Below are 26,404 nucleotides of genomic sequence, written 5' to 3' on the forward strand. Positions count from 1 at the left end.
TCGGGCGGTGGGGAGGGGCGCCCCTAGAACAGATGCCCTGGACCGCGGGACGCCTTGCCCGTCGTGTACTCGTTGGCCGCCAGCGCCGAGGCCAGCAACTCCGCGTCGAGGACGGTGACATCGGCCAGGCGGGTCGCGCTCGCGTAGGCGTTGAAGAGGTGCTTGGTGACGCGCAGGGCCGTCGGCGAGCGGCGGACGACCGGGGCCGCCCAGGTGCGCACCGCGGCGTCGAGGTCGTTCTCCGGGACCACGTTCTGGAGGATCGAGAGGTCTCTCGCCTCCCGCGCGTCGAACGCCCGGCAGGTGAGGACGAGTTCGCGCACCCGGGCCGCTCCGACCTCGTTGAGGAGGCGGGGCAGCAGGCCGCCCCACGCGGTGGGCAGGCCGAGGGCCAGTTCCGGGAGGCGGAAGGTGGCCGTCTCCGCGCCCACCCTGAGGTCGCAGGCGAGGGCCAGGGCGAGGCCGGCGCCGATGGCCTTGCCCTGGACGCGGGCGATGGTGACCGCCGGGTTGGTGGACAGGGCCTCGCAGACCCGGCGGGCCTTGGCGCCGGAGCCGCGGATGCCGCCCCCGGTCGGGTCCTGCGCCAGCTGCTCGGCGAACTCGGAGCGGTCGCCGCCCAGGCAGAAGTCGGCGCCGGCCCCGGAGAGCACGACGACCCGGACGTCGGGGTCCTGTGCGTCGAGGACGGCGAGGAGTTCGTCGAGCATGGTGTCGGTGACAACGTTGCCCTGCTCCGGGGTGTTCAGCTCGATGGACAGGACGGGCCCCTGCCGGTCGGTCCGCACCGTCTTGAGGTACTGGACGGTCGGGTCGGGCAGGACGGTCATGACGTCACTCTCAGGGAGGTCACGCGGCGGAACACCATACGGGGCGCGTACTCGGGGCCGCTCGCGAGGGCGAGATCAGGGAATCGTTTCAGCAGGTGGGAGAGGAGTGTACGGGCCTCGAGGCGCGCCAGGCCCGCCCCGAGGCAGTAGTGGGCGCCGCCGCCGAAGGTGAGGTGCGCACCTCTGCGCCGGACGTCGAAGGTGTGCGGGTCCTCGTTGCGCCGGGGGTCGTGGTTGGCCGCGCCGTACAGGACGTGGACCATCGTGTCCTTGGCGACGGGAACCCCGGCGAGCACGGTGTCCTTGGCGGCGACACGCGAGTTGAGGTGGATGGGCGGGTCGTAGCGCAGTGCCTCGTCGATGGCGTCGTCGACGTGCTCGGGGTGGGCGCGCAGCCAGTCCCACTGGGCGCGGTCCCGCAGCAGGAGCCAGACCAGGTTCGACAGCAGCGTCGCGGTGGTCTCCAGCGAGGCGATCGTGATGAACATGACCAGGTGGTAGAGGCCGCGGTCGGCGGCGGCCCGGTCGTCGGGGAACCGGGCGTCCCAGTGGCGGACCCACTCGGAGACGACGTCGTCGCCGGGGTGGGCCCGGCGCTCGCGGATGAGGTCGGTGAAGAAGGCCCGCATCTCCATGGTGGCCGCGGCGGAGACCTTCAGGTCGCTCTGCGTCGGGAGGAGTTCCTGGGCGAAGACCTGGCGGTGGGTGAAGTCCAGGATGTGCGCGTACCGCTCGGCGGGGATGGCGAGCCAGTGGCCGACCGTCTCGACGGGCAGCCGCTCGCTGACGGTGGGGACCAGGTCGGCCTCGCCCGCCGTGCGCAGCCGCTCCTCCAGGGCGTCGCAGAGCCGGCGGACGTGGTCCTCGACGTCCGGCTGCATCGCCTCCAGGGTGCCGCGGTCGAAGAGGTTGCCGAGACCGCGCCGCTGACACGTGTGCTCGGGGGCGTTGAGCCGGGACAGGGTGTGGCTCATCTCGCGGGTGGCGGGGGCGTGCCAGCGCTCGGGGGCGGGCTGGCGTTCCTGCCAGGCGATGTCGGGGGCGAGCCAGTCACGGCCGCGCAGCACCTGGTTGCACACCTCGAACCCGGTGACGAAGTGCCCGCCCCAGGGGGCGGGGACCACGTCGCCCATGTCACGCAGTTCTTTCCACAGGGGGAGGGGGTCGGCCTGCCCCTCCGGAGAACGCAGGCGCCGGACAACTGAGATGACGGCTCGACGGTCGAGTCCGCCGCCTATGTCACCCACTGCCGTCACGTGTAGCTCCTTCTGGCCGTGTCGATCACAGATGATCCCGGCGGAAGCTACCCTTCCCCTCCCCCTGCTCATGCGTCGAAGACTGTTGCTCCTGTCACATGCGTGCCGCTAGACGCGGAAGATGTCGAGGAACGTGCTCCAAAATCCCTTTTTGCGCGCCGAGTTGTCCTGCGTCCGGACACTCGGTACGGGCGGGTGGGCCGGCATCGGCGCGGGCGCGGGGGCCGACGCGGCCGGCGCCGGGGTGTGCAGGGCGGCGACCCGGGTGCCGGGGGTCGGGGTGAAGCGGACCGGCAGCGCGGCCAGTGCCCGGTGGAAGGGACCGGGCCGCCACTCCACCTGCTCGGCCGGGATGTCCAGCGTCAGGTCGGGCAGCGCGTTGAGGATCGCCTCGACGGCCGTCAGCGCGATCACCGTCGCCGGCGACTTCGCCGGGCACGCGTGCGGACCGGCGCCCCAGGCCAGATGCGCGCCCTTGCTCAGGGACTGCCGGGCGGTGCGCAGCGAGGGGTCGTTGTTGGCGCCGCCGAAGCTGATCACCAGCGGGGTGTCGGCCTCGACGTACACGCCGCCGAGATCGACGTCGCGCAGCGGGTAGTGCGTGGCGTAGTTCGCGATGGGCGGGTTGTTCCACAGGACGTGGTCGAGGGCCTCCTCGATCAGCATGCCCGCGCCCCGCTCCGAGGAGCCGCTGGACAGCAGCAGGAGCAGCGAGTTGCCGATCAGGTTGCGCTCCGGCTCGACGCCCGCGCCCATCAGCATGACCAGCTGGTCCTTCAGCTCCGCGTCGGTCAGCCCGACCGGGTGCTGGATGAGCCAGGAGGTGACGTCGTCACCCGGCTCGCGCCGCTTGAGGGCGATCAACTCCATGAGGCACGAGGTGAGTTCCTCGTTGGCGCGCAGCGCGTCCCGGCCGTCGAAGATCGCCGACATGGAGCTGGTGAGCCGGTCGCCGATGTCGGCCGGACACCCGAAGAGCCGGTTGAACAGCAGCAGCGGCAGCAGCTTGGCGTAGTCGTTGAGCAGGTCGGCGCGCCCGCGCTCGCTGAACCGGTCGATGAGGAAGGCCGCGATGGGTTCGACGTCCCGGCGGATGCGGCTGATGTCGAGCCGGTCCAGGCTGTCGGTGACGGCCTTGCGCAGCCGCAGGTGCACGGCCCCGTCGGTGAACAGGCAGTTGGGGCGGTACGCCATCATCGGCAGCACCGGGTTGTCCGGTGCGATCAGCCCCTCGTTGAGGGCCCTCCAGCGGCGCGGGTCGCGGCTGAAGTCGGTCGTGTTCTGGAGCACGCTGCGCGCGGCCTGGTAGCCGACGACGAGCGTGGCGTCCACGCCCGGGGCGAGTTCGACCGGCGCGGCGGGGCCGGCCGCCCGCATCTTGTCGTAGGCGCCGTGGGGGTCGGCGGCGAAGTCCTGGCCGTGCATCGGGCATCTGGACGGTATGCCCGGCGTGTCGGCCGGTCGCTGATATTCCATGGTGTTCGGGTCCTTCGTCTGCCCGGTGTTCGTGCGTTCCGGGCGGCAGGGGCGTTCCGGGGGTGTTCCGACGCGCTCCGGGGGGGGGACGGTCCGGGGCGTTCCGGAGGAGGGCTGGGGGTGGCGCCCGGTGGATCAGGCCGTACGCGTCAGCAGATGCCGTACGAGAGTGATCAGTGCCTGGCCCGACGAGTCGCGGCTGCGGGCGTCGCAGTACGAGACGGGCGTGTCGGGAAGCAGATCGAGGGCCTCGCGGATCTCCGCCTCGTCGTACCGCTCGTCCGGCGTGAAGGAGTTGACGGCGATGGAGTACTCCAGGCCGTACTTCTCCACCAGTTCGATCACCGGGAAGGACTCGGCCAGCCGGACCGGGTCCACGAGGATCAGCGCGCCGAGCGCGCCGCGGGCCATGTCCTCCCACAGCTGGATGAACCGCTGCTGCCCGGGCGTGCCGAACAGGTACAGCACCACGTCGTCGCTGAGGGTGAGCCGGCCGAAGTCCAGGGCGACGGTCGTCGTCACCTTGTCCGGCGCGCCTCGCAGGTCGTCCACGTGGGCGGCGGCCTGGGTCATCCGCTCCTCGGTGCGCAGCGGGGCGATCTCGGAGAGGGAGCCGATGAACGTGGTCTTGCCCACGGCGAAGTGACCCACCACGAGGATCTTCGCGGCGACGGTGACCGCGTCCGAGACGTAGCGGGGCTCAGGCCTAGAGGGCTTTGAGTAGTCCATGCAACACCTTCTCGATGACGGCTCTCTCTTGAGGCTTGGCCCGCGGGGGCGCGGCGCGGCGCAGCAGATGACCCTGCTCCGCTAAATCGGTCAGCAGCAGGCGGGCGACGCCCACCGGCAGACCGAGGTGGGCGGCGACCTCCACCACGGCCAGATAGCCTCCCGAGCACAGCTCCCAGATGGCGCGGACCTCCGGGCCGGCGTTCAGCGGCATCTGCCGGTCGGGCGCCAGGGTGACCAGGGTGTGCAGCGACAGCTCGTCGTCGTCGGGCAGCTGCCGGCCACCGGTGATGACATAGGAGCGGACGAGTTCGCTGGAGACCAGGGCGTCCTCGCCGGGCCCGCTCATGCCTCGGCACCGGCGCTCTGGCGCGGCTGAGCGCTCAGGGCCTTCCCCAGCGCCGTCACCTGCTGCTGCATCCGGATCGACATCAGTTCCATGTCGACGTCGAGGGCCGCGGAGACCGCCAGGTACGCGCCGCTGCCCGCCGCGATCAGGAAGATCCAGCCGCCGTCGTACTCCATCAGGGTCTGCTTCCAGATCCCGTGGCCGCCGGAGACGAAGCCGGCCACGGCGCGGCTGAGCGACTGCATGGAACTCATCGCGGCCGCGTTGGTCTCGGCCTCGTCCCTGCCTATCTCGCTGGAGCGCTCCATGAGCAGGCCGTCGGCGGAGACGAGAATCGCATGGCGGGCGCCGCGTACGGTCAGCACGTCGTTCAGCACCCAGGACAGATCGGGCTTCACTGCTCTTGTGATCCTTCCGTGATGGACGTGTCCCGCCCCAGAAGCGTTCCGCGCGCGAAGGCGCCAAGGCGCGACGCGGTCACCTCGCTGCTCTGCTCCGAGGCATCAGACACCGAGGGTTCCGGCTGGGGCACCACCGCGACCGCGCGACGGCGCTTGGGCAGGCCCCCGGCCGTCTTGCCGACGATCGTCACCGGGGACGGCCCCGGGGCGGCGTACGACGCGGACTCCGGCCCGTCGAAGTCGTGCGTCGTCATCTCGGCCGGCTGGGGCTGGGGGACTTCGTGGGTCAAGAGGCTCTCCGGGAGCAGGATGACCGCGCGGACGCCTCCGTACGGCGAGACGGAATCGACGGAGACCTTGAAGCCGTACCGGGCGGCGAGCACACCGGCGACGGCGAAGCCGACCCGGGGCGGGCTGCCGAGGCTGGTGATCGAGACGGGGCCCTGCGTGTTGAGGAGCGCTGCGGCCCGGTCCTTCTCCTCCTGGCTGATGCCGAGACCGGCGTCGTCGATGATCAGGCACACGCCGGTGGGCACCGACTGGATGTTGATCTCGACGGGGGTGCCGGGGGCGCTGTAGTTGGTGGCGTTGTCGAGGAGCTCGGCCAGGACCACGGCGACGGGCTCCACGGCGGTGCTGGTGACCGCCACGTTGACCTGGCTGTGGATCCGCACCCGGTCGAAGTGCCGGATACGGCCCTGCGCGCTGCGCGCCACGTCGTAGACGGAGGCGGCGCTCTCCCGGCGGCCGAGCCAGCCGCCGCACAGGGCCGCGATGCCCTGGGCGCGCCGGCCGAACTGCGAGTTGGTGTGGTCGATGGTCATGAAGTCGGCGAGGATCTTGGGATCGTTGCCGTACTTCAGCCGGGCCAGGTCGCTGATGGAGCGCTGCTGCTCGTCGGCGAGGACCTGCAGGGTGCGCATCCACGCCCTGAGCACGTCCTTGGTCTCCGACTCGGCGGCGGCGCGGACTTCGGCGAGCGCGCGTTCGTGCTCGGCGCGCAGGCTCTCGTACTGGGCGTGCAGCCGCAGGCGCTCCGCGTCGAGTCCGTCGCGATTGGCCCGGAGCTCGGCGCTCTGCCTGCGGAGCGCCATGTTGGTTCTGCGAGCGCGCAGCACCGCGAGGACCGCGGTGACGAGCACTCCTAGCAAGATCCACAGCAGGGGATCTTCGATCAAAGACGTCATGGGAATCTTTCGAGTCGCATCGCGGAGATGAGCAGGCCTCGCGGGGGTGTCCGCGTTCGCAGGTCTCATGGGGAGCGCTGCGGGCTCACTCGCGGGCCAACGGCTGCTCCTTCGCGGTGGGGCCTCCTCGGGACTGTCCCCCGTGACGCATATCTGACGCTGCGCCAGCCTACTGAAAGTGTGTTGATCTTATCAGCGGAGTAAAGCCTAAGTCGCAGCCGGGCGAGCCGAGTTGACACCTGATGTCTGGTTGGTCCGGCGAATGTTCCACCGGATCCGCACACGAACGAACGGGTCGCGCGGCGGAGCGTGAACGAAGGGCGTCCGCCGCGGCACGGGAAGGCGCCCGGCGGAGGGCGACGGGGGACCCCGGCGGAGGCGGTGCGGACGCCCGGCGCGAGGGGGCGCCCGGCGGGGCGGGGGAGTCCGCGATGAGAGGAGGGGGGAGAGGGCACCGGGCGGTGCGCGCACCCGCGAAAGGCGGCCCGGCCACACGAAAGGCGCCCGGCGGACCAGCCGCCGGGCGCCCTCGCTGTCGTGGGGTACGACTACAGCTTCTCGATCACGTAGTCGACGCACTTCGTCAGCGCCTCGACGTCCGCCGGGTCGATCGCCGGGAACATCGCCACCCGCAGCTGGTTGCGGCCGAGCTTGCGGTACGGCTCGGTGTCCACGATGCCGTTGGCGCGCAGCACCTTGGCGACGGCGGCGGCGTCGATGTCGTCGGAGAAGTCGATCGTGCCGATGACCTGCGACCGCTTGGCCGGGTCGGTGACGAACGGCGTCGCGAACTTCACGTCCTCCGCCCAGCCGTACAGCGTGCGCGCGGAGGTGGCGGTGCGGCGGACCGCCCAGTCCAGACCGCCCTGGCCGTTGATCCACTCCAGCTGCTGGTTCAGCAGGAACAGCGTGGCCAGCGCCGGGGTGTTGTACGTCTGGTTCTTGCGGGAGTTGTCGATCGCCGTGGGCAGGCTGAAGAACTCCGGGATGTGCCGGCCGGAGGCGTGGATGCGCTCGGCGCGCTCGATCGCGGCCGGGGAGAACACGCCGATCCACAGACCGCCGTCGGAGGCGAAGGACTTCTGCGGGGCGAAGTAGTAGACGTCCGTCTCGGCGATGTCGACCGGCAGTCCGCCCGCGCCCGAGGTGGCGTCCACCAGCACCAGCGCGCCCTCGTCGGCTCCCTCGACCCGCTTGATGGGCATGGCCACGCCGGTGGAGGTCTCGTTGTGCGTGTACGCGTACACGTCGACGCCCGCCTCGGCCTTCGGCTCCGGGTGCGTGCCCGGGTCGGCGGAGACGAGGGTCGGCTCGGCGAGCCAGGGGGCGAGCTTGGCGGCCTTGGCGAACTTCGAGCTGAACTCGCCGAAGGTGAGGTGCTGCGACTTGCCGTCGATCAGCCCGTGGGTCGCGATGTCCCAGAACGCGGTGGAGCCGCCGTTGCCGAGGACCACCTCGTAGCCGTCGGGGAGCTGGAACAGCTCGCTGATGCCCTCACGGACCTTGCCGACCAGGTTCTTGACCGGAGCCTGGCGGTGGGAGGTGCCCAGGAGGGACGTACCGGTGGCGGCGAGGGCGTCCAGCGCCTCGGTCCGCACCTTGGAGGGACCCGCGCCGAAGCGTCCGTCGGCGGGCTTGATGTCAGCGGGAATCTGGATGTCGGCCACGACTCGGAGGGTAGTCCCTGGGTGAAAAGGGACGGAACCGTGTCCGTCCGATGAGACGAGATCGCCGATAGATGGGCTTGTGAGGTCGTACGACAAGCAGATCCGAACTGCGGGGCTGTGGACAACTTCTGATGACTGTCCGTGATCGGATGCATTCTGGACGCATGACGGATCTCTCGGATCTCCCGGAACCCGCGGGCCGCCCGGAGCGCTCGGATCTCCCGGGCCGCCGGGGTCGCTCCGGCCTCTCGGCGCGCTCGGACCGCTCGGGCCTCCCGGACGGCCCGGACCCCTCGGACCCTTCGGGCCTCTCGGATCTTCAAGCGCGGCTGCGGGCGGCCGTCCGGGGCGAGGTGGCCTTCGACGCCACCGCCCGGGCGCTGGCCACCATGGACGCGTCCAACTACCGCCGCGTCCCGCACGGCGTGGTCGCGCCGCGGGACGCCGACGACGTGGCGGCGGTGCTGGAGGTCTGCCGGGAGCTGGGGGCGCCGGTCGTGGCGCGCGGCGGCGGCACGTCGATCGCCGGGCAGGCCACCGGCACGGGCGTCGTCCTCGACTTCACCCGCCATATGAACCGCGTGCTGCGCCTGGACCCCGGCACGCGCACCGCCGTCGTCCAGCCGGGCGTCGTCCTCGACCGGTTGCAGGAGGCCGCGGCCCCGCACGGCCTGCGCTTCGGCCCGGACCCCTCCACGCACAGCCGCTGCACCCTCGGCGGCATGATCGGTAACAACTCCTGCGGTTCCCACTCGGTCGCCTGGGGCACCACCGCGGACAACGTCCGGGAACTGTCGGTGCTCACCGCGCGCGGCCGCCGCCTCGTCCTCGGCCGCCGGTGGGCCGGCGCCCCGGACGGGCTGCGCGACCTGGCCGAGGACGAACTGGCCCGGCTGCGGACCGGCTTCCCCGACCTGCCCCGCCGCATCTCCGGCTACGCCCTGGACGCCCTGCTGCCCGAGAAGGGCGCCGACGTGGCGCGCTCCTTCTGCGGCTCCGAGGGCACCCTCGCCGTCCTCACCGAGGCGGTGGTCTCCCTCGTGCCCGCCCCGCGCGCCCGGGCGCTGGCCGTCCTCGGGTACGCCGACGAGAGCGGGGCCGCCGAGGCCGCGGCCGGGTTGCTGCCGCTCGGGCCGCTGACCGTGGAGGGCATGGCGGCGGACCTCGTGCCGGGCACGGCCGACCTGCCGCGCGGCGCGGCCTGGCTGTTCGTGGAGACCGGCGGCGACACCCCGGCGCAGGCACGGGCGCGTGCCGAGGCGATCGTGCGCGCCGCCGACGTCCTGGACGCCCTCGTCGTCACCGATCCGCTCGCGCAACGGGCGCTGTGGCGCATCCGGGAGGACGCCAGCGGCACGGCCACGCGCATGCCGGACGGCACGGAGGCCTGGCCCGGCTGGGAGGACTGCGCGGTCCCCCCGACCCGCCTCGGCCCCTATCTGCGGGAGTTCCGCGCCCTGCTGGCGGCCCACGGACTGCGCGGCACGCCGTACGGGCACTTCGGCGACGGCTGCATCCACGTCCGCATCGACTTCGACCTGCTCACCGAGGCGGGCGTCGGCCGCTTCCGGCGCTTCTCCGAGGACCTCGCCGACCTGGTGGTGGCCCACGGCGGCTCCCTGTCCGGGGAGCACGGCGACGGGCAGGCCCGCGCCGAACTGCTGCCGCGGATGTACGGGACGGAGACGGTCGCCCTGTTCGAGCGGGCCAAGGCCCTCTGGGACCCCGACGACCTGCTCAACCCCGGCATCCTGGTCCGTCCCGCACCCCTCGACGCCGACCTGCGCTTCGCCGCGCTGCCCCGCGAACCGGTGCCCGTCGCCTTCGGCTACCCCGCCGACGGCGGCGACTTCACGGCGGCGGTCCGCCGCTGCGTGGGCGTCGCCAAATGCCGTACGACCGAGGTGTCCGGCGCGGCGGTGATGTGCCCGTCCTTCCGGGCCACCGGCCAGGAGGAGCACTCCACCCGCGGCCGCGCCCGTCTGCTGCACGAGATGCTCGCGGGTGAGGTGATCACGGACGGCTGGCGCTCCACGGAGGTCCGCGACGCGCTCGACCTGTGCCTGTCCTGCAAGGGCTGCCGCTCCGACTGCCCGGTCGGCGTCGACATGGCCACCTACAAGGCGGAGTTCCTGCACCACCACTACGCCGGACGCCGCCGCCCCGCCGCCCACTACGCCCTCGGCCGGCTCCCGGTGTGGCTGCGCTGGACGGCCCGGACCCGCACCGCCCCCGCGCTCAACGCGCTCGCCGCCGTAGGCCCCCTGGCCGCCGCCGCGAAACGCCTCGCCGGACTCGCACCCGAACGGGCGATCCCCCGGCTGGCCCGGGAGCCCTTCACGCGCTGGTGGCGCAACCGCCCGCTGCCGGATCCGGACGGGGCCCGGGACCGGGAGGGTGGTGGAGAACGGGCCCGGGAGGGTGGCGGCGGACTCGTCGTCGTCCTGTGGCCGGACACCTTCACCGAACACCTCTCGCCCGCCGTGGGCCGCGCGGCCGTACGGGTACTGGAGGCGGCCGGACTGCGGGTCGCCCTCCCGCCGACCCTGCGGCTGGACCGCCCGCCGGTCGGCGACGGCAGATCGAGGTTCCTGAACCCGCTCGCGCTGCTGCGCGGCCGGGGCCGGGTGTGCTGCGGACTGACCTACATCTCCACGGGCCAGCTCGACCAGGCCCGCACGGTGCTGCGCCGCACCCTGGACCTGATGGAACCGGTCCTGCAGACCGCGGCCCCGGTCGTCGTCCTGGAACCGAGCTGCGCCGCCGCCCTGCGCGCCGACCTGCCCGAACTGCTGCCCGACGACCCGCGGGCGCGGCGCCTGGCCGACCGGGTGCTGACCTTCGCCGAGACCCTGGAGAGACACGCCCCCACCTGGCGGCCGCCGCGCCTGGACCGCCCGGTCGCCGGCCAGACCCACTGCCACCAGCACGCCGTCCTCGGCGACGCGGCCGACCGCGGACTGCGCGCCGCGGCGGGCCTGGCCGGCGAACTGGCCGGCGGCTGCTGCGGCCTGGCCGGAAACTTCGGCTTCGAGAAGGGCCACTGGGAGATGTCGAAGACCTGCGCGGAGGAACGACTCCTCCCGTCGGTCCGGTCCGCGCCGGAGGACACGGTGTTCCTGGCGGACGGCTACTCCTGCCGCACCCAGCTGGAGCAACTGGCCGGGGTCCGGGGCCGGCACTTGGCGGAGGTCCTGGCGGAGGGGCTGGGGGCGTAGGGACAGTCCCTTAGGCGGTTTACGCGCCTGACCGAGTCCATTACCCTGGACTCAGTAGTACATCGCGCTGTACAGATCCCAAGCCCCCTGGACCGCCCTGTGAGCACCCCGAGCAGCCCCGGCACCGATCTTCCGTCCGTCCACGCGGCCCCCGCCGCGGACCCGGCCGTCCCTTCCGCCCCGCAGGCCGGAGGGGCGGCGGGCGGCGGGCGGTTCGGGGCGCTCGGGCCGGTCGGGCTGGTGCTCGGCGGCTGCGTCTCCGTGCAGTTCGGCGGCGCGCTGGCCGTGACGCTGATGCCGCGCGCGGGCGCGCTCGGTGTGGTGAGCCTGCGGCTGCTGGTGGCGGCGATCGTGCTGCTGGTGGTCTGCCGCCCCCGGCTGCGCGGCCACTCGCGCGCCGACTGGGGGACGGTCGTGGTGTTCGGTGTCGTGATGGCGGCGATGAACGGCCTCTTCTACCAGTCCGTCGCCCGTATCCCGCTCGGCCCGGCCGTCACCCTGGAGGTCCTCGGTCCGCTCGCCCTGTCCGTCCTGGCCTCGCGGCGGGCGGTCAACGCGCTCTGGGCGGCCCTGGCCCTGGCGGGTGTCTTCCTGCTGGGCGGCGGAGGGTTCGGCGGCCTCGATCCGGTCGGCGCCGCCTTCGCGGTGGGGGCGGGCGCGATGTGGGCGGCGTACATCGTCTTCAGCGCGCGTACCGGGCGGCGGTTCCCGCAGGCCGACGGGCTGGCCCTGGCGATGGCGGTCGGCGCGGTGCTGTTCCTGCCGCTCGGGATCGCCGAGTCGGGGACGAAGCTCGCCGACCCGACGACGTTCGCGCTGGGCGCGGCGGTGGCGCTGCTGTCCTCCGTCCTGCCCTACACCCTCGAACTGCTCGCCCTGCGCCGCCTGCCCGCGCCCACCTTCGCCATCCTCATGAGCCTGGAACCGGCCCTCGCCGCCACCGCCGGCTTCCTCGTCCTGAACCAGTCCCTCTCCCCGGCCGAGGGTGTCGCCATCGCCCTGGTCATCGCAGCGAGCATGGGCGCGGTCAGGACCCAGGTGGGCCGGGGACGGGGGAAGCGGGCGGTGCCGGAGGCGTGACGCGCGGGGCGCGGATCGCGGGCTGCCTCGCCGCGTGTTCCCCCGGCCGTGGCGCTGCGCGCCGTTCCGCCGGGGCCCTCGTGCCGTCGTGCCCCTCGGTCGCCGTCGGTGACAGGCCGGCGGCGTTTTCTTCCGGCCTGATTCATGCAAGCGTGCTTGATTGTTTTGACCGGCGCTGCCATGCTCCCCCCATGTCCGAACCGACGCTCGTGTTCGATGATCTGCGTGACGAGAGCGAGGAACTCGACCGGCTGGTGGCCGGGGCGGGGGCCGAGCGGTGGGGGCTGGCGACGCCCGCGCCCGGGTGGAGCGTCGCGCACCAGATCGCCCACCTCGCCTGGACCGACCGTTCCGCGTTCCTCGCCGTCACCGAGCCCGAGCAGTTCCGCGCGCTGGTGGAGAAGGCGCTCGCCGCGCCCGGCTCCTTCGTGGACGAAGGGGCCGAGGAGGGGGCCGCGCTGCCGCCGGAGGAGTTGCTGGCGCGGTGGCGGGAGGGGCGGGCAGCCCTGGACCGTGCGCTGCGGGAATCCGCGCCCGGTGCGCGGTTCCCCTGGTACGGGCCGCCCATGTCGGCGGCCTCCATGGCCACCGGGCGGCTGATGGAGACCTGGGCCCACGGGCAGGACGTGGCCGACGCCCTCGGCGTGGTGCGCACTCCCACGGACCGGCTCCGGCACGTGGTGCGCATCGGGGTGCGGGCGCGGGACTTCGCGTTCGGGGTGCGGGGGCTGCCCGCGCCCGGCGAGGAGTTCCGGGTGGAGGTCGTCGCGCCGTCCGGCGCGCTGTGGTCGTACGGGCCCGAGGACGCCGCCCAGCGGGTGACCGGGCCCGCCCTCGACTTCTGTCTGCTGGTCACCCAGCGCGCCCACCGCGCCGACCTCGCCGTACGCGCCGAGGGCCCTGACGCCGACCGCTGGCTGGACATCGCACAGGCCTTCGCCGGCCCGCCCGGCACCGGTCGCCCGCCCCGGACGGGGACCGGGTACGGCCGTGCGACGGAGGCCGAGCCCACCTCCGACGAGACGGCCCCCACCGCCGCCCCCGCCTCCGGGCCCGCACTCACCCCTGAGCACCCCTTCGAAGCCGCGCCCACGCCCGAGGAGGGCGCCTCGTGACCTCGCGGGACATCCTCCGCATCGGCAACGCCTCCGGCTTCTACGGCGACCGGTTCGACGCCATGCGCGAGATGCTCACCGGCGGGGAGCTGGACGTCCTCACCGGGGACTACCTCGCCGAGCTGACCATGCTCATCCTCGGCCGGGACCGGCTCAAGGACCCCGCCGCCGGATACGCCCGCACCTTCCTGCGCCAGCTGGAGGAGTGCCTCGGGCTCGCCCATGAGCGCGGGGTGCGGATCGTCGCCAACGCGGGCGGACTCAACCCCGCCGGGCTCGCCGAGCGGGTGCGCGAGCTGGCCGGACGGCTCGGCGTCCCGGTGCGCGTCGCCCACGTCGAGGGCGACGACCGCACCGCCGCTCACCCGGGCGCCCTCGCCGCCCACGCCTACCTCGGCGGCTTCGGCATCGCCGAGTGCCTGCGGGCCGGCGCGGACATCGTCGTCACCGGACGCGTCACCGACGCCGCTCTGGTCACCGGTCCGGCCGCCGCCCGGTTCGGCTGGCGGCCGGACGACTACGACCGGCTGGCCGGCGCCGTCGTCGCCGGGCATGTGCTGGAGTGCGGCGCGCAGGCCACCGGCGGCAACTACGCCTTCTTCGCCGAGCACGGCCTCGACCGGCTGCGCCGCCCCGGCTTCCCGCTCGCCGAGATCCACGAGGACGGCGGCTGCGTCGTCACCAAGCATCCCGGCACCGGCGGCGTCGTGGACGTCGGCACGGTCACGGCGCAGCTCCTGTACGAGACGGGCGGCGCACGTTACGCCGGTCCCGATGTCACCGCGCGGCTGGACACCGTGCGGCTGAGCCAGGAGGGGCCGGACCGGGTGCGGATCGAGGGGGTGCGCGGGGAGGCCCCGCCGCCGACCCTGAAGGTCGGGCTCAACCGCCTCGGCGGCTTCCGCAACGAGGTCACCTTCGTCCTCACCGGCCTCGGCGTCGAGGACAAGGCCGCTCTGGTACGGCAGCAGATGCGGGACGCGTTCGACGCGGCCGAGTCGCCGCCCGCCGAGGTCCGCTGGGACCTGGTGCGCACCGACCGGCCCGACGCCGACACCGAGGAGTGCGCGAGCGCCCTGCTCCGGCTGGTCGTCCGGGACCAGGACCCAAAGGCCGTGGGCCGCGCCTTCAGCGGGGCCGCCATCGAGCTGGCGCTCGCCGGCTACCCCGGCTTCCACGTCCTCGCCCCGCCCGGCAAGGGCGCTCCCTACGGCGTCTTCGAGGCCGCCCACGTCCCCCAGGACGCCGTCGAGCACGTAGCCGTCCTTCCCGACGGCCGGCGTGTCGCCGTACCGCCCGCCCCGCAGGGGCGTGTCCTGGCGGACGTGTCCGGGCCGGCGCTGCCGGAGCCGCTGCCGGCCGGGCCCGTGCGCAGGGCGCCCCTCGGGCTGGTCGCCGGGGCGCGCAGCGGGGACAAGGGCGGCGACGCCAACGTCGGCGTATGGGCGCGGTCGCGGGACGCCTGGCGGTGGCTGGCCCACGAACTGACCGCCGACCGGTTCCGGCAGCTGGTCCCGGAGAGCCGGACGCTGACCGTGACCCGGCACGCGCTGCCGAATCTGCGCGCCCTGAACTTCGTCGTCGAGGGGATCCTCGGCGAGGGCGTCGCCGCCCAGCACCGCTTCGATCCGCAGGCCAAGGCCCTCGGGGAGTGGCTGCGCTCCCGCCACCTGGACATACCGGAGGTGCTGCTGTGACGGTCCTTCCCACCGCCCTGGACGTGAACTCCCCCGACTACCGCGCCAACCGCGAGGCCATGCTCGCCAGGCTCGCCGGGCTGGAGGCCGAGCACGCCAAGGCGCTCGCGGGCGGCGGCCCCAAGTACGTCGAACGGCACCGGGGGCGCGGCAAGCTCCTCGCCCGCGAGCGCGTCGAGCTGCTGCTCGACCCCGACACGCCGTTCCTGGAGCTGTCGCCGCTGGCCGCCTGGGGCAGCGACTACACCGTCGGGGCGTCGCTGGTCACCGGGATCGGGGTGGTCGAGGGCGTCGAGTGCCTGATCACCGCCAACGACCCGACCGTGCGCGGCGGGGCCAGCAATCCGTGGAGCCTGAAGAAGGCCCTGCGCGCCAACGACATCGCGCTCGCCAACCGGCTGCCCTGCATCAGCCTGGTGGAGTCCGGCGGCGCCGATCTGCCCTCCCAGAAGGAGATCTTCATCCCGGGCGGGGCCGTCTTCCGCGACCTCACCCGGCTGTCGGCGGCCGGCATCCCGACCGTCGCCGTCGTCTTCGGCAACTCCACCGCGGGCGGCGCCTACGTCCCCGGCATGTCCGACCACGTGATCATGGTCAAGGAGCGTGCCAAGGTGTTCCTCGGCGGGCCGCCGCTGGTGAAGATGGCCACCGGTGAGGAGAGCGACGACGAGTCCCTCGGCGGCGCCGAGATGCACGCGCGCGTGTCCGGTCTCGCCGACTACTTCGCCGTGGACGAGCGGGACGCGCTGCGCCAGGCGCGCCGCGTCGTCGCCCGCCTCAACCACCGCAAGGCCCGTCCCGATCCGCCCTTCGCCGAACCGCCCGCATACGACGGCGGGGAGCTTCTCGGCATAGTGCCCGGCGATCTGAAAGTCCCCTTCGACCCGCGCGAGGTCATCGCCCGGATCGTGGACGGCTCCGACTTCGACGAGTTCAAGCCGCTGTACGGGACGAGCCTGGTGACCGGGTGGGCGGGCCTGCACGGCTATCCGGTCGGCATCCTCGCCAACGCGCGGGGCGTCCTGTTCAGCGCCGAGTCGCAGAAGGCGGCGCAGTTCATCCAGCTCGCCAACCAGCGCGACATCCCGCTGCTGTTCCTGCACAACACCACCGGCTACATGGTCGGCCGAGAGTACGAGCAGGGCGGCATCATCAAGCACGGCGCGATGATGATCAACGCCGTCTCCAACTCGCGCGTCCCGCACCTGTCCGTCCTCATGGGCGCCTCCTACGGCGCCGGGCACTACGGCATGTGCGGCCGCGCCTACGACCCGCGCTTCCTGTTCGCCTGGCCGAGCGCCAAGTCCGCCGTGATGGGCCCCCAGCAGCTCGCCGGCGTGCTGTCGATCGTCGCCCGGCAGTCGGCGGCGGCCAAGGGGCACCCCTACGACGACGAGGCGGACGCGGCGCTCCGCGCCATGGTCGAACAGCAGATCGAGTCGGAGTCGCTGCCGATGTTCCTGTCGGGGCGGCTGTACGACGACGGTGTCATCGACCCGCGCGACACCCGCACCGTCCTCGGTCTGTGCCTGTCCGCGATCCACACCGCCCCCTTCGAGGGCGCGCGCGGCGGCTTCGGCGTCTTCCGGATGTGAGGGAGCGACACAAGTGAGGACGAACCCCATGACGCCGACGGACTCCGCGATCCCGGCGGACCCCAGGACATCGACGGACCTCGCGACCCCGCGGGACACGGCGATCTCGACCGTCCTGGTCGCCAACCGCGGCGAGATCGCCTGCCGCGTCTTCCGCACCTGCCGCGACCTGGGCATCCGCACGGTCGCCGTGCACTCGGACGCCGACGCGGGCGCCCTGCACGCGCGCGTGGCCGACGCCGCCGTACGCCTGCCGGGAGCCACGCCCGCCGAGACGTATCTGCGCGGCGACCTGATCGTGAAGGCGGCGCTCGCGGCCGGAGCGGACGCCGTGCACCCCGGCTACGGCTTCCTGTCCGAGAACGCCGGCTTCGCCCGCGCCGTCCTGGACGCGGGCCTGGTGTGGATCGGGCCGCCGCCGGAGGCCATCGAGGCGATGGCGTCCAAGACCCGCGCCAAGCAGCTCATGGGCATCGAGCCCCTGAAGGAGGTCACCGAGGCCGATCTGCCGGTGCTGGTGAAGGCGGCGGCGGGCGGCGGCGGCCGCGGGATGCGCGTCGTGCGGCGCCTCGAAGAGCTGGACGCGGAACTGGCCGCCGCGCGCGCGGAGGCGGCGAGCGCCTTCGGTGACGGCGAGGTGTTCACCGAGCCCTACGTCGAGGGCGGCCGCCACGTCGAGGTGCAGATCCTCGCCGACGCGCACGGCACCGTGTGGCCGCTCGGCACCCGCGACTGCTCCCTCCAGCGCCGCCACCAGAAGGTGATCGAGGAGGCCCCGGCGCCCGGCCTGGCCGGACCCCTCACCGCCGAGCTGTACGAGCTGGCCGTGCGCGCCGCCCGCGCCGTCGACTACGTCGGCGCCGGCACCGTGGAGTTCCTGGTCGCCGACGGGCGGGCGCACTTCCTTGAGATGAACACCCGCCTCCAGGTCGAACACCCCGTCACCGAGGCCGTGTTCGGCATCGACCTGGTCGCCCTCCAGCTCGGCGTCGCCGAGGGCCACGCGCTGGCGAGCGCACCGCCGCCCGCGCGCGGACACGCCATCGAGGCCCGCCTGTACGCCGAGGACCCCGCCCGCGACTGGGCCCCGCAGACCGGCGTCCTGCACCGCCTCGCCGTCCCCGACGGCGTCCGCCTGGACACCGGCTACGGCGACGGCGACACCATCGGCGTCCACTACGACCCGATGCTCGCCAAGGTCGTCGCCCACGCCGCCACGCGCGCGGAGGCGCTGCGCAGGCTCGCCGGGGCCCTGGAACGGGCCGCCGTGCACGGCCCGGTCACCAACCGCGACCTGCTGGTGCGCTCGCTCAGGCACCCGGAGTTCGCGTCCGCCCGCATGGACACCGGCTTCTACGACCGCCACCTCGCCGAGCTGACCGAGCCCACCCCCGACCCGTACGCCCCGCTGGCGGCCGCGCTCGCCGACGCCTGCGGCCGGTCCCGCTTCGGCGGCTGGCGCAACGTGCCCTCCCAGCCGCAGACCAAGCGCTACCTGATGGCGGGCGAGGAACACGAGGCCCGCTACCGGCACACCCGCGAAGGCCTCGCCGCCGACACCGACGACGTACGCGTCGTGCACGCGGGCGCGCACCTGGTCGTCCTCGAAGCGGGCGGCGTCCGGCGCCGGTTCGAGGTGGCCCGCTACGGCGACCAGGTGCACGTGGGCGGCACCGCCCTCACCGCCCTGCCCCGCTTCCCCGCCCCGGTCGCCGGGCGCGCCCCCGGCTCCCTGACCGCCCCCATGCCGGGCACGGTCGTCCGAGTCGCCGAGGGCCTGACCGAGGGCGCCCGGGTCGAGGCCGGCCAGCCCCTGCTCTGGCTGGAGGCGATGAAGATGGAACACAAGATCACAGCCCCCACCACAGGCACGTTGACGACCCTGCACGCCACCCCGGGCCGACAGGTGGAGGTCGGCGCCCTGCTGGCCGTGGTGGCGGAAAACGCCCCCTGAGGGGCCGCGGGACCCAGCCGATCCGCGGCTCCGCGCGTCAGCGCGAGCACCCACGAACAACCCGCACGCACAGGGCGACGCCGGCCCACCCCCCGAAGGGGTGCGAGGAACTGCGCGACCAGCCACGGACAGAGCCGCACCCGGGAGACCACATGAACCCCGTCATCGAATCCGAAGAGCAGAAAGACCTCCGCGCGGCGGTAGCCGCACTGGGCAAGCGTTACGGTCGCGACTACATCACCCGCACCGTCGCCGAAGGCCGCCACCCGACAGAACTCTGGGCGGAGGCGGGCAAGCTCGGCTACCTCGGCGTCAACCTCCCCGAGGAGTACGGCGGAGGCGGTGGCGGCGTCACCGAACTCTCCATAGTCCTGGAGGAGCTGGGCGCCGCGGGCAGCCCGCTCCTCATGCTGGTGGTGTCACCGGCGATCTGCGGCACCGTCATCGCCCGCTTCGGGACCGAGGAGCAGAAGCGCGCCTGGCTGCCCGGCATCGCCGACGGCACCCGCACCATGGCCTTCGGCATCACCGAGCCCGACGCCGGCTCCAACTCGCACCGCATCACCACCACCGCCCGCCGCGACGGCGACGACTGGCTGCTCACCGGCCGCAAGGTGTTCATCTCCGGCGTGGACATCGCCGACGCCGTCCTGATCGTCGGCCGCACCGAGGACGCCCGCACCGGCCGCCTCAAGCCGTGCCTGTTCATCGTCCCGCCGGACACCGAGGGCTTCCGGCGCAACCCGATCGACATGGAACTGAACGCCGCCGAGAAGCAGTTCGAGCTGGTGCTGGACGACGTCCGGCTGCCCGCCGACGCGCTCGTCGGGGACGAGGACGCGGGACTCCTCCAGCTGTTCGCGGGCCTCAACCCCGAGCGCATCATGACGGCCGCCTTCGCGATCGGCATGGGCCGCTACGCGCTCGGCCGCGCCCTCGACTACGCCCGTGAGCGCACCGTGTGGAAGACCCCCATCGGGGCCCACCAGGCCGTCGCCCACCCGCTGGCCCGCGCCCACATCGACCTCGAACTGGCCCGCCTGATGATGCGGAAGGCCGCCCACCTCTACGACGCGGGCGACGACGTCGGCGCGGGCGAGGCCGCCAACATGGCCAAGTACGCGGCCGGGGAGGCGTGTGTGAACGCCGTCGACCAGGCCGTGCACACCCTCGGCGGCAACGGCCTCACCCGCGAGTACGGACTCGCCTCGCTGATAACGGCCGCGCGCGTGGCTCGCATCGCGCCGGTGAGCCGGGAGATGATTCTGAACTACGTCTCCCACCAGAGCCTGGGCCTGCCCAAGTCGTACTGACCCGCACCGCCTGACCCGCACCGCTCCGTACCCACCCGCCGGCCGGCGGGGTGAGGAGGAACCGTGTTCCGCAGCGCGTACGCAGACGTTCCGGCAGTGGAACTGCCCATCCACGACGCCGTCCTGGGACACGCCGCCGAGTTCGGCGACGCGCCCGCACTGATCGACGGCACGGACGGCACCACCCTCACCTACGCACAGGTGGACCGCTTCCACCGCCGCGTCGCCGCCGCGCTCGCCGAAGCCGGCGTACGCAAGGGCGACGTCCTCGCCCTGCACAGCCCCAACACCGTGGCGTTCCCGATCGCGTTCTACGCGGCCACCCGCGCGGGCGCCACGGTCACCACCGTCCACCCCCTCGCCACCCCCGAGGAAGTGGCCAAACAGCTCACGGACTCGGCGGCCCGCTGGATCGTCACCGTCTCGCCGCTGCTCCCGGCGGCGCGCCGGGCCGCCGAACTCGCGGGCGGCATCCAGGAGATCCTCGTCTGCGACAGCGCGCCGGGGCACCGCTCGCTGCTCGACATGGTCGCCTCCACCGCGCCCGAACCGTCCGTCGCCGTCGATCCGGCGGCGGACGTCGCGGCCCTCCCGTACTCCTCGGGCACCACCGGCGTCCCCAAGGGCGTCATGCTCACCCACCGGCAGATCGCCACCAACCTCGCGCAACTGGACCCGGCGATCACCTCCGGGCCCGGCGAACGCATCCTCGCCGTCCTGCCGTTCTTCCATATCTACGGCCTGACCGCGCTGATGAACGCGCCCCTGCGCAAGGGCGCCACCGTCGTCGTCCTGCCCCGCTTCGAGCTGGAGACCTTCCTCGCCGCGATCCAGAACCACCGCATCACCGGCCTGTACGTCGCCCCGCCGATCGTCCTCGCCCTCGCCAAGCACCCGGCGGTGGACGGCTACGACCTGTCCTCGCTGAAGTACGTCATCAGCGCGGCCGCCCCGCTGGACGCCGGACTCGCCGCCGCCTGCTCCCGGCGGCTCGGCCTGCCGCCGGTCGGCCAGGCCTACGGCATGACGGAACTGTCCCCGGGCACCCACGTCACCCCGCCCGACGCCCTGGAGAAGGCCCCGCCCGGCACCGTCGGCAGGCTCATCGCCGGCACCGAGATGCGGATCGTCTCCCTCGACGACCCCGCAACCGACCTCGGCGTGGGCGAGCCCGGCGAGATCCTCATCCGCGGCCCCCAGGTCATGAAGGGCTACCTCGGCCGTCCCGACGCCACCGCCGCCATGATCGACGGCGACGGCTGGCTGCACACCGGGGACGTCGGCCACGTCGACGCCGACGGCTGGCTCTTCGTCGTGGACCGCGTCAAGGAACTCATCAAGTACAAGGGCTACCAGGTGGCCCCCGCCGAACTGGAGGCCCTGCTGCTCACCCACCCCGCCGTCGCCGACGCCGCCGTCATCGGCGGGACGGACGACGACGGCAACGAGATCCCGCACGCCCACGTCGTCCGCCGCGCCGGTGCCGACGGGCTGACCGAGGCGGACGTGACGGCGTACGTCGCCGAACGCGTCGCCCCCTACAAACGCGTCCGCAAGGTCACCTTCATCGACGCCGTGCCGCGCGCCGTCTCCGGCAAGATCCTGCGCCGCCGGCTCAGGGAGCGCCCATGACCGCCCTCGTCGGCCGCGACCGCGTCCGCGGCATCGAGACCCTCAGCCTGGACTCGGCCGCCACCCGCAACGCGCTGTCCGCCGCCCTGGTCGGCGCCCTCGCCGCCGCGCTCGCCGAGTGCGGCGAGGACGGCGACGTACGGGCCGTCGTGCTCACCCACAGCGGCACCACCTTCTGCGCCGGGGCCGACCTGCGCGATCCTCCCGACCCGGAGGCGCTGGTCGCGCTGCTGCGGCAGATCGTGGCCCTGCCCAAGCCCGTCGTCGCCCGCGTCACCGGGCACGTCCGCGCCGGCGGCCTGGGGCTGTTGGCCGCCTGCGACATCACCGTCGCGGCCACCACGGCCACCTTCGCCTTCACCGAGGCGCGCATCGGGGTGGCGCCCGCCGTGATCTCGATGACCGTGCTGCCCCGCGCCGACCCGCGCGCCGTCGCCCGCCACCACCTCACCGGCGAGCGCTTCGACGCCGCCGAGGCCGTACGCGTCGGTCTGCTCACCGCCGCCGGCGACGACGTGGACGCCGTCCTCGCCCCCGTCCTGGACGGACTGCGCAAGGCCTCGCCGCAGGGCCTGGCCGAGACGAAACGGCTGCTCACGGCTAAGGTGCTGGAGACCATCGACCGGGAGGCGGCCGACCTGACCGCGCTCTCGGCGCGGCTGTTCAGCTCCGACCAGGCCAGGGAGGGGATGACGGCCTTCCTCGAACGACGGGATGCCGCATGGGTGCTGTGACCGCAGCCGACCGCCGCCCCAAGCAGGACCGCAGCCGCGCCACCCGGCAGCGGCTGCTGGAGGCCGCCGTGGCCTGCCTCGCCGAGCACGGCTGGGCGGGCTCCACGGTGTCCGTCGTCGCCGAGCGCGCCGGCGTCTCCCGAGGCGCCGCGCAGCATCACTTCCCCACCCGCGAGGACCTGTTCACCGCAGCCGTCGAGTACGTCGCCGAGGAACGCTCCACCGCCCTCACCGCCCTGTTCCCGCAGGGCGGCAAGGGCCCGGCCGGCGACCGCCGGGCCGTCGTCGCCGCCCTCGTCGGCCTCTACACCGGCCCCCTCTTCCGCGCCGCCCTGCACCTGTGGGTGGCCGCCTGTGACGAGGACCAGCTGCGCCCCCGCGTCACCGAGCTGGAGGCCCGTGTCGGCCGCGAGTCCCACCGCATAGCCGTGGAGCTGCTCGGCGCCGACGAGTCCCGTCCCGGCGTCCGCGAGACCGTCCAGGGCTTCCTCGACATGGCCCGCGGCCTGGGTCTGGCCAACCTCCTCACCGACGACAGCGCCCGCCGCGAAGGCGTCGTCGCCCAATGGGCCGCGCTCCTCGACAAGGCCCTCGGCTGAGCACCGGGACGCCGCGTAAGAGCGTGCGAGAAAACGTGAACCGGGCCGCACCGGTAGCGGCCGGGCCGCAGTAACCTGTGCGCATGCCTGCGATGCTCGTCCGACGCCGCCACGTGGACTACGGGCGCGTCACGAGCATGGGCTGTCGGCGCTCCGCCTGACCCCACCCCAGGGACCTTCTGCCGTCCCTCGCCGCCGCGGCGCCCGAGCCGCGCGCCCCCACCGGCACACCCGGCCCACCCGGTCTCTCCCACCCCGGTCTCCGCGGCCGCCCGCCCACCCACGACGACGGCGGCCCGGACCCCCGTACACCCCGCGGACTCCTCATGACCCACACGGCGACGAACCCGTCGTACCAGCAGCTGCCCGTCATCGACCTCGGCGCGGCCGACCGCGGCCCCCGGGCGCGGGGCCTGCTGCACGCCCAACTGCACAGCGCCGCCCACGACGTGGGCTTCTTCCAGCTCGTCGGGCACGGCGTCACCCAGGCCGAGACCGACGCCCTGCTCACCGCCATGCACGCCTTCTTCCGGCTGCCCGAGGCCGACCGCCTCGCCCTGGACAACGTGCACTCCCCGCACTTCCGCGGCTACACCCGCACCGGCGACGAACGCACCGGCGGTGCCCGCGACTGGCGCGACCAGCTCGACATAGGCGCCGAACGGCCCGCCCGCGTCCCCGCCCCCGGCGAGCCCGCCTACTGGTGGCTCCAGGGCCCCAACCAGTGGCCGGCCGCCCTGCCCGGACTGCGCACCGCCGCCCTGCACTGGATCGACCGGCTCAGCGCCGTCGCCCGCAGGCTGCTGCACGAACTGCTCACCGCCATCGGCGCCCCCGCCGACTTCTACGACCCGGTCTTCGGCGCGCACGCCCACCCGCAGCTCAAACTCGTCCGCTACCCCGGCAGCGCCGACGACGGCACCGGCCAGGGCGTCGGCGCGCACAAGGACTACGGCTTCCTCACCCTGCTGCTCCAGGACGGGATCGGCGGCCTCCAGGTGCAGCGCGAGGACGGCCTCTTCCACGACGTGCCGCCGATCCCGGGCGCGTTCGTCGTCAACCTCGGCGAACTGCTGGAGGTGGCCACCAACGGCTACCTGCTGGCCACCAACCACCGCGTGGTCTCCCCGCCCGGCGCCACCGAGCGGTTCTCCGTGCCCTTCTTCTACAACCCGCGCCTGGACGCCCGGGTGGCCCCGCTGCCCTTCCCGCACGCCGCCGCCGCGCCCGGCGTCACCGACGACCCGGACAACCCGCTGTTCGCCGAGTACGGCTACAACGAACTGAAGGGCAAGCTGCGCGCCCACCCCCTGGTCGCCCGCCGGCACCACGCGGAGCTGCTCAGCCCCGCGTGACACCCGCGGACCTGTCAGGCACGCGCGCCGGTGCGTACGGTCAGTGCGCGATGTCCTCGTAGCCCGCCACCTCGCGCGGGCTGCGCGGACCCGGGCCGATGTAGCGGGCCGAGGGCCGCACCAGGCGGCCGGTGCGCTTCTGCTCCAGGATGTGCGCCGACCAGCCCGCGGTACGGGCGCAGGTGAACATCGACGTGAACATGTGCGCCGGCACCTGGGCGAAGTCCAGCATGATCGCCGCCCAGAACTCCACGTTCGTGGCCAGCACCCGGTCCGGGCGGCGGTTGTGCAGCTCCTCCAGCGCCGCCTTCTCCAGCGCCTCGGCCACCTCGAACCGCGGCGCGCCCAGCTCCTTCGCGGTCCGCCGCAGCACCCGCGCGCGCGGGTCCTCCGCCCGGTACACCCGGTGGCCGAAGCCCATCAGCCGCTCGCCGCGGTCCAGGGTCCGCTTCACATAACCCACCGCGTCGCCGGTCCGCTCGATCTCCTCGATCATGCCGAGCACCCGGGAGGGCGCGCCGCCGTGCAGCGGGCCGGACATCGCGCCCACCGCGCCCGACAGGGCGGCGGCCACGTCCGCACCGGTGGAGGCGATGACGCGGGCGGTGAAGGTGGAGGCGTTCATGCCGTGCTCGGCGGCGGAGGACCAGTAGGCGTCCACGGCCGCCACGTGCTTGGGGTCGGGCTCGCCGCGCCAGCGGATCATGAACCGCTCGGTGATGGAGTTCGCCTTGTCGATCTCGCGCTGCGGCACCATCGGCAGCCCCTGCCCGCGCGCCGACTGCGCCACGTACGACAGCGCCATCACGGCCGCCCGCGCCAGGTCGTCGCGGGCCTGCTCGGCGTCGATGTCCAGCAGCGGCTTCAGCCCCCACACGGGGGCCAGCATGGCCAGCGCCGACTGCACGTCCACCCGGATGTCACCCGAATGCACCGGGATCGGGAACGGCTCGGCCGGCGGCAGCCCGGGGTTGAAGGCGCCGTCGACGAGCAGCCCCCACACATGGCCGAAGGAGACGTGGCCCACCAGCTCCTCGATGTCGACGCCCCGGTAACGGAGGGCGCCGCCCTCCTTGTCCGGTTCGGCGATCTCCGTCTCGAACGCGACGACTCCCTCTAGCCCGGGTACGAAGTCGGACATCAGGCGGCTCCTCGTGGTCTGTGCGGCAGATGGTGCGGTGGGGGCGACGGCCAGGCCGTCGGAGGTACGGAAGCGGATCTGCGTGCGCGCCCGCCGGTACGGCTCCGCGGCCGTGTCCTGCGGCTCGCGGTCCGGGGCGGTCATCCCTTGTGTGCCCCGTGCGGTCGGGGCTCACCCAACCGGTGCGGCAGCAGCACGATATCCCCGAGTGCCACCGTTGGGGAGAGTACGCGGCACTCGGTGCCACGCAGTGACGAAGGACACCCGGGGGCCTCGGGCCTCCCATACGGCAAGATGACCGCGTGACCGACCGAGCAGCCGGAGAATCCGCGTCCCTCGACCTCGCCGCCATGCGCAAGCACTACCGGCACGAGGGCCTCACCGAGGCCGACCTGGCCGACACGCCCGTGGCGCAGTTCGCCCACTGGTTCCAGCAGGCCGCCGCCGAGGGCCACCTCTTCGAGCCCAACGCCATGATCGTCTCCACGGCGGACGCCCAGGGCCGCCCCAGCTCCCGCACGGTCCTGCTCAAGGGCTTCGACGAACGGGGCTTCGTCTTCTACACCAACTACGACTCCCGCAAGGCCCGCGACCTCGCCGAGAACCCGTACGTCTCGCTGCTCTTCCCCTGGCACCCGATGGCCCGCCAGGTCATCGTCCAGGGCCTCGCCCGCCGCACCGGCCGCGACGAGACCGCCGCCTACTTCCGCACCCGCCCGCACGGCTCCCAGCTCGGCGCGTGGGCCAGCGCCCAGTCCACGGTGGTCGCCACCCGCGGCGCCCTCGACGCCGCCTACGCCGAACTCGCCGGCCGCTACCCCGAGGGCGAACAGGTCCCCGTACCGCCGCACTGGGGCGGCTTCCGGGTCGCGCCGCGCTCGGTCGAGTTCTGGCAGGGCCGCGAGAACCGCCTCCACGACCGCCTGCGCTACGTCGCCGAACCCGACGGCGGCTGGCGGGTGGAACGGCTCAGCCCCTGAGGGGACTTCCGCCGGGGCGGCGGGTGGGCCGTATTGACAGGGCTGTGGTCCAGACCTCACCGTGATCGCGACGTGCAGACACCCCCCGAAGGGACG

21 protein-coding genes are annotated in these 26,404 nt (G+C 73.4%); 12 read left to right on the top strand and 9 right to left on the bottom strand.

Annotated features, from left to right (window positions below):
• Nucleotides 1–23: 23 nt before the first annotated feature.
• The 8 genes from AB0N63_RS05025 to serC all read right to left on the bottom strand — a co-directional run bounded on the left by AB0N63_RS05025 (nucleotide 24) and on the right by serC (nucleotide 7,895).
• Entirely contained in the window at nucleotides 24–830 is an 807-nt protein-coding gene (locus AB0N63_RS05025; protein WP_365524185.1) for an enoyl-CoA hydratase/isomerase family protein, read from the bottom strand.
• Nucleotides 827–2,086: a cytochrome P450 gene (locus tag AB0N63_RS05030; protein ID WP_365524189.1), complete on the bottom strand. Its 1,260-nt coding sequence runs from the start codon at nucleotides 2,084–2,086 to the stop codon at nucleotides 827–829. Before AB0N63_RS05030 ends, AB0N63_RS05025 begins: the two co-directional genes overlap by 4 nt.
• 108 nt (nucleotides 2,087–2,194) lie before the next feature.
• Nucleotides 2,195–3,562, bottom strand: a complete 1,368-nt coding sequence (locus AB0N63_RS05035; RefSeq protein ID WP_365524192.1) for a cytochrome P450 — start codon at nucleotides 3,560–3,562, stop codon at nucleotides 2,195–2,197.
• 135 nt (nucleotides 3,563–3,697) lie between these two features.
• On the bottom strand, nucleotides 3,698–4,291 hold the full coding sequence (locus tag AB0N63_RS05040) for an ATP/GTP-binding protein (RefSeq protein ID WP_365524194.1): 594 nt from the start codon (nucleotides 4,289–4,291) through the stop codon (nucleotides 3,698–3,700).
• The gene (locus tag AB0N63_RS05045; protein ID WP_365524197.1) at nucleotides 4,269–4,640 is read right to left on the bottom strand and encodes a DUF742 domain-containing protein; all 372 of its coding nucleotides are present in this window, start codon (nucleotides 4,638–4,640) and stop codon (nucleotides 4,269–4,271) included. Before AB0N63_RS05045 ends, AB0N63_RS05040 begins: the two co-directional genes overlap by 23 nt.
• Entirely contained in the window at nucleotides 4,637–5,038 is a 402-nt protein-coding gene (locus AB0N63_RS05050; protein ID WP_365524200.1) for a roadblock/LC7 domain-containing protein, read from the bottom strand. The genes AB0N63_RS05045 and AB0N63_RS05050 overlap by 4 nt, the downstream gene beginning before the upstream one ends.
• On the bottom strand, nucleotides 5,035–6,228 hold the full coding sequence (locus tag AB0N63_RS05055) for an ATP-binding protein (RefSeq protein ID WP_365524203.1): 1,194 nt from the start codon (nucleotides 6,226–6,228) through the stop codon (nucleotides 5,035–5,037). The genes AB0N63_RS05050 and AB0N63_RS05055 overlap by 4 nt, the downstream gene beginning before the upstream one ends.
• 548 nt (nucleotides 6,229–6,776) lie before the next feature.
• The gene (serC, locus tag AB0N63_RS05060; RefSeq protein ID WP_223001086.1) at nucleotides 6,777–7,895 is read right to left on the bottom strand and encodes a phosphoserine transaminase; all 1,119 of its coding nucleotides are present in this window, start codon (nucleotides 7,893–7,895) and stop codon (nucleotides 6,777–6,779) included.
• 389 nt (nucleotides 7,896–8,284) lie between these two features.
• Here serC and AB0N63_RS05065 point away from each other — a divergent pair, with 389 nt between their 5' ends.
• The 11 genes from AB0N63_RS05065 to AB0N63_RS05115 all read left to right on the top strand — a co-directional run bounded on the left by AB0N63_RS05065 (nucleotide 8,285) and on the right by AB0N63_RS05115 (nucleotide 24,187).
• The gene (locus AB0N63_RS05065) at nucleotides 8,285–11,113 is read left to right on the top strand and encodes an FAD-binding and (Fe-S)-binding domain-containing protein (RefSeq protein ID WP_365524767.1); all 2,829 of its coding nucleotides are present in this window, start codon (nucleotides 8,285–8,287) and stop codon (nucleotides 11,111–11,113) included.
• A 99-nt stretch (nucleotides 11,114–11,212) separates the two neighbouring features.
• Nucleotides 11,213–12,193 (top strand): EamA family transporter, encoded by a 981-nt coding sequence (locus tag AB0N63_RS05070; protein WP_365524207.1) that lies wholly within the window; start codon nucleotides 11,213–11,215, stop codon nucleotides 12,191–12,193.
• A 191-nt stretch (nucleotides 12,194–12,384) separates the two neighbouring features.
• The gene (locus AB0N63_RS05075; protein ID WP_365524210.1) at nucleotides 12,385–13,308 is read left to right on the top strand and encodes a TIGR03084 family metal-binding protein; all 924 of its coding nucleotides are present in this window, start codon (nucleotides 12,385–12,387) and stop codon (nucleotides 13,306–13,308) included.
• Nucleotides 13,305–15,005: an acyclic terpene utilization AtuA family protein gene (locus AB0N63_RS05080; protein ID WP_365524212.1), complete on the top strand. Its 1,701-nt coding sequence runs from the start codon at nucleotides 13,305–13,307 to the stop codon at nucleotides 15,003–15,005. The genes AB0N63_RS05075 and AB0N63_RS05080 overlap by 4 nt, the downstream gene beginning before the upstream one ends.
• Nucleotides 15,002–16,600 (top strand): carboxyl transferase domain-containing protein, encoded by a 1,599-nt coding sequence (locus AB0N63_RS05085; protein ID WP_365524215.1) that lies wholly within the window; start codon nucleotides 15,002–15,004, stop codon nucleotides 16,598–16,600. Before AB0N63_RS05080 ends, AB0N63_RS05085 begins: the two co-directional genes overlap by 4 nt.
• Before the next feature lie 28 nt (nucleotides 16,601–16,628).
• Nucleotides 16,629–18,554 carry a biotin carboxylase N-terminal domain-containing protein gene (locus tag AB0N63_RS05090; RefSeq protein WP_365524217.1) on the top strand — a complete coding sequence of 642 codons (1,926 nt, stop codon included), beginning with the start codon at nucleotides 16,629–16,631 and terminating at the stop codon, nucleotides 18,552–18,554.
• A gap of 152 nt (nucleotides 18,555–18,706) precedes the next feature.
• Nucleotides 18,707–19,867 carry an acyl-CoA dehydrogenase family protein gene (locus AB0N63_RS05095; RefSeq protein WP_365524220.1) on the top strand — a complete coding sequence of 387 codons (1,161 nt, stop codon included), beginning with the start codon at nucleotides 18,707–18,709 and terminating at the stop codon, nucleotides 19,865–19,867.
• Between the two features lie 63 nt (nucleotides 19,868–19,930).
• A complete protein-coding gene (locus AB0N63_RS05100; RefSeq protein WP_365524222.1) occupies nucleotides 19,931–21,499 on the top strand; it encodes a 4-coumarate--CoA ligase family protein in 1,569 nt (522 codons plus the stop codon).
• Nucleotides 21,496–22,233 carry an enoyl-CoA hydratase family protein gene (locus tag AB0N63_RS05105; RefSeq protein WP_365524225.1) on the top strand — a complete coding sequence of 246 codons (738 nt, stop codon included), beginning with the start codon at nucleotides 21,496–21,498 and terminating at the stop codon, nucleotides 22,231–22,233. Before AB0N63_RS05100 ends, AB0N63_RS05105 begins: the two co-directional genes overlap by 4 nt.
• On the top strand, nucleotides 22,221–22,832 hold the full coding sequence (locus AB0N63_RS05110; protein ID WP_365524228.1) for a TetR/AcrR family transcriptional regulator: 612 nt from the start codon (nucleotides 22,221–22,223) through the stop codon (nucleotides 22,830–22,832). The genes AB0N63_RS05105 and AB0N63_RS05110 overlap by 13 nt, the downstream gene beginning before the upstream one ends.
• A gap of 326 nt (nucleotides 22,833–23,158) precedes the next feature.
• A complete protein-coding gene (locus AB0N63_RS05115; RefSeq protein ID WP_365524231.1) occupies nucleotides 23,159–24,187 on the top strand; it encodes a 2-oxoglutarate and iron-dependent oxygenase domain-containing protein in 1,029 nt (342 codons plus the stop codon).
• Between the two features lie 40 nt (nucleotides 24,188–24,227).
• On the opposite strand, the gene AB0N63_RS05120 is transcribed toward AB0N63_RS05115, so the two are convergent.
• On the bottom strand, nucleotides 24,228–25,328 hold the full coding sequence (locus AB0N63_RS05120; protein WP_365524770.1) for a citrate synthase 2: 1,101 nt from the start codon (nucleotides 25,326–25,328) through the stop codon (nucleotides 24,228–24,230).
• A gap of 302 nt (nucleotides 25,329–25,630) precedes the next feature.
• Here AB0N63_RS05120 and pdxH point away from each other — a divergent pair, with 302 nt between their 5' ends.
• Nucleotides 25,631–26,308 carry a pyridoxamine 5'-phosphate oxidase gene (gene pdxH, locus AB0N63_RS05125; protein WP_365524234.1) on the top strand — a complete coding sequence of 226 codons (678 nt, stop codon included), beginning with the start codon at nucleotides 25,631–25,633 and terminating at the stop codon, nucleotides 26,306–26,308.
• Nucleotides 26,309–26,404 lie beyond the last annotated feature (96 nt).

The sequence above is a fragment of the Streptomyces sp. NPDC093260 genome, from assembly GCF_040683715.1.
In the GTDB taxonomy this organism is placed as follows: domain Bacteria; phylum Actinomycetota; class Actinomycetes; order Streptomycetales; family Streptomycetaceae; genus Streptomyces; species Streptomyces sennicomposti.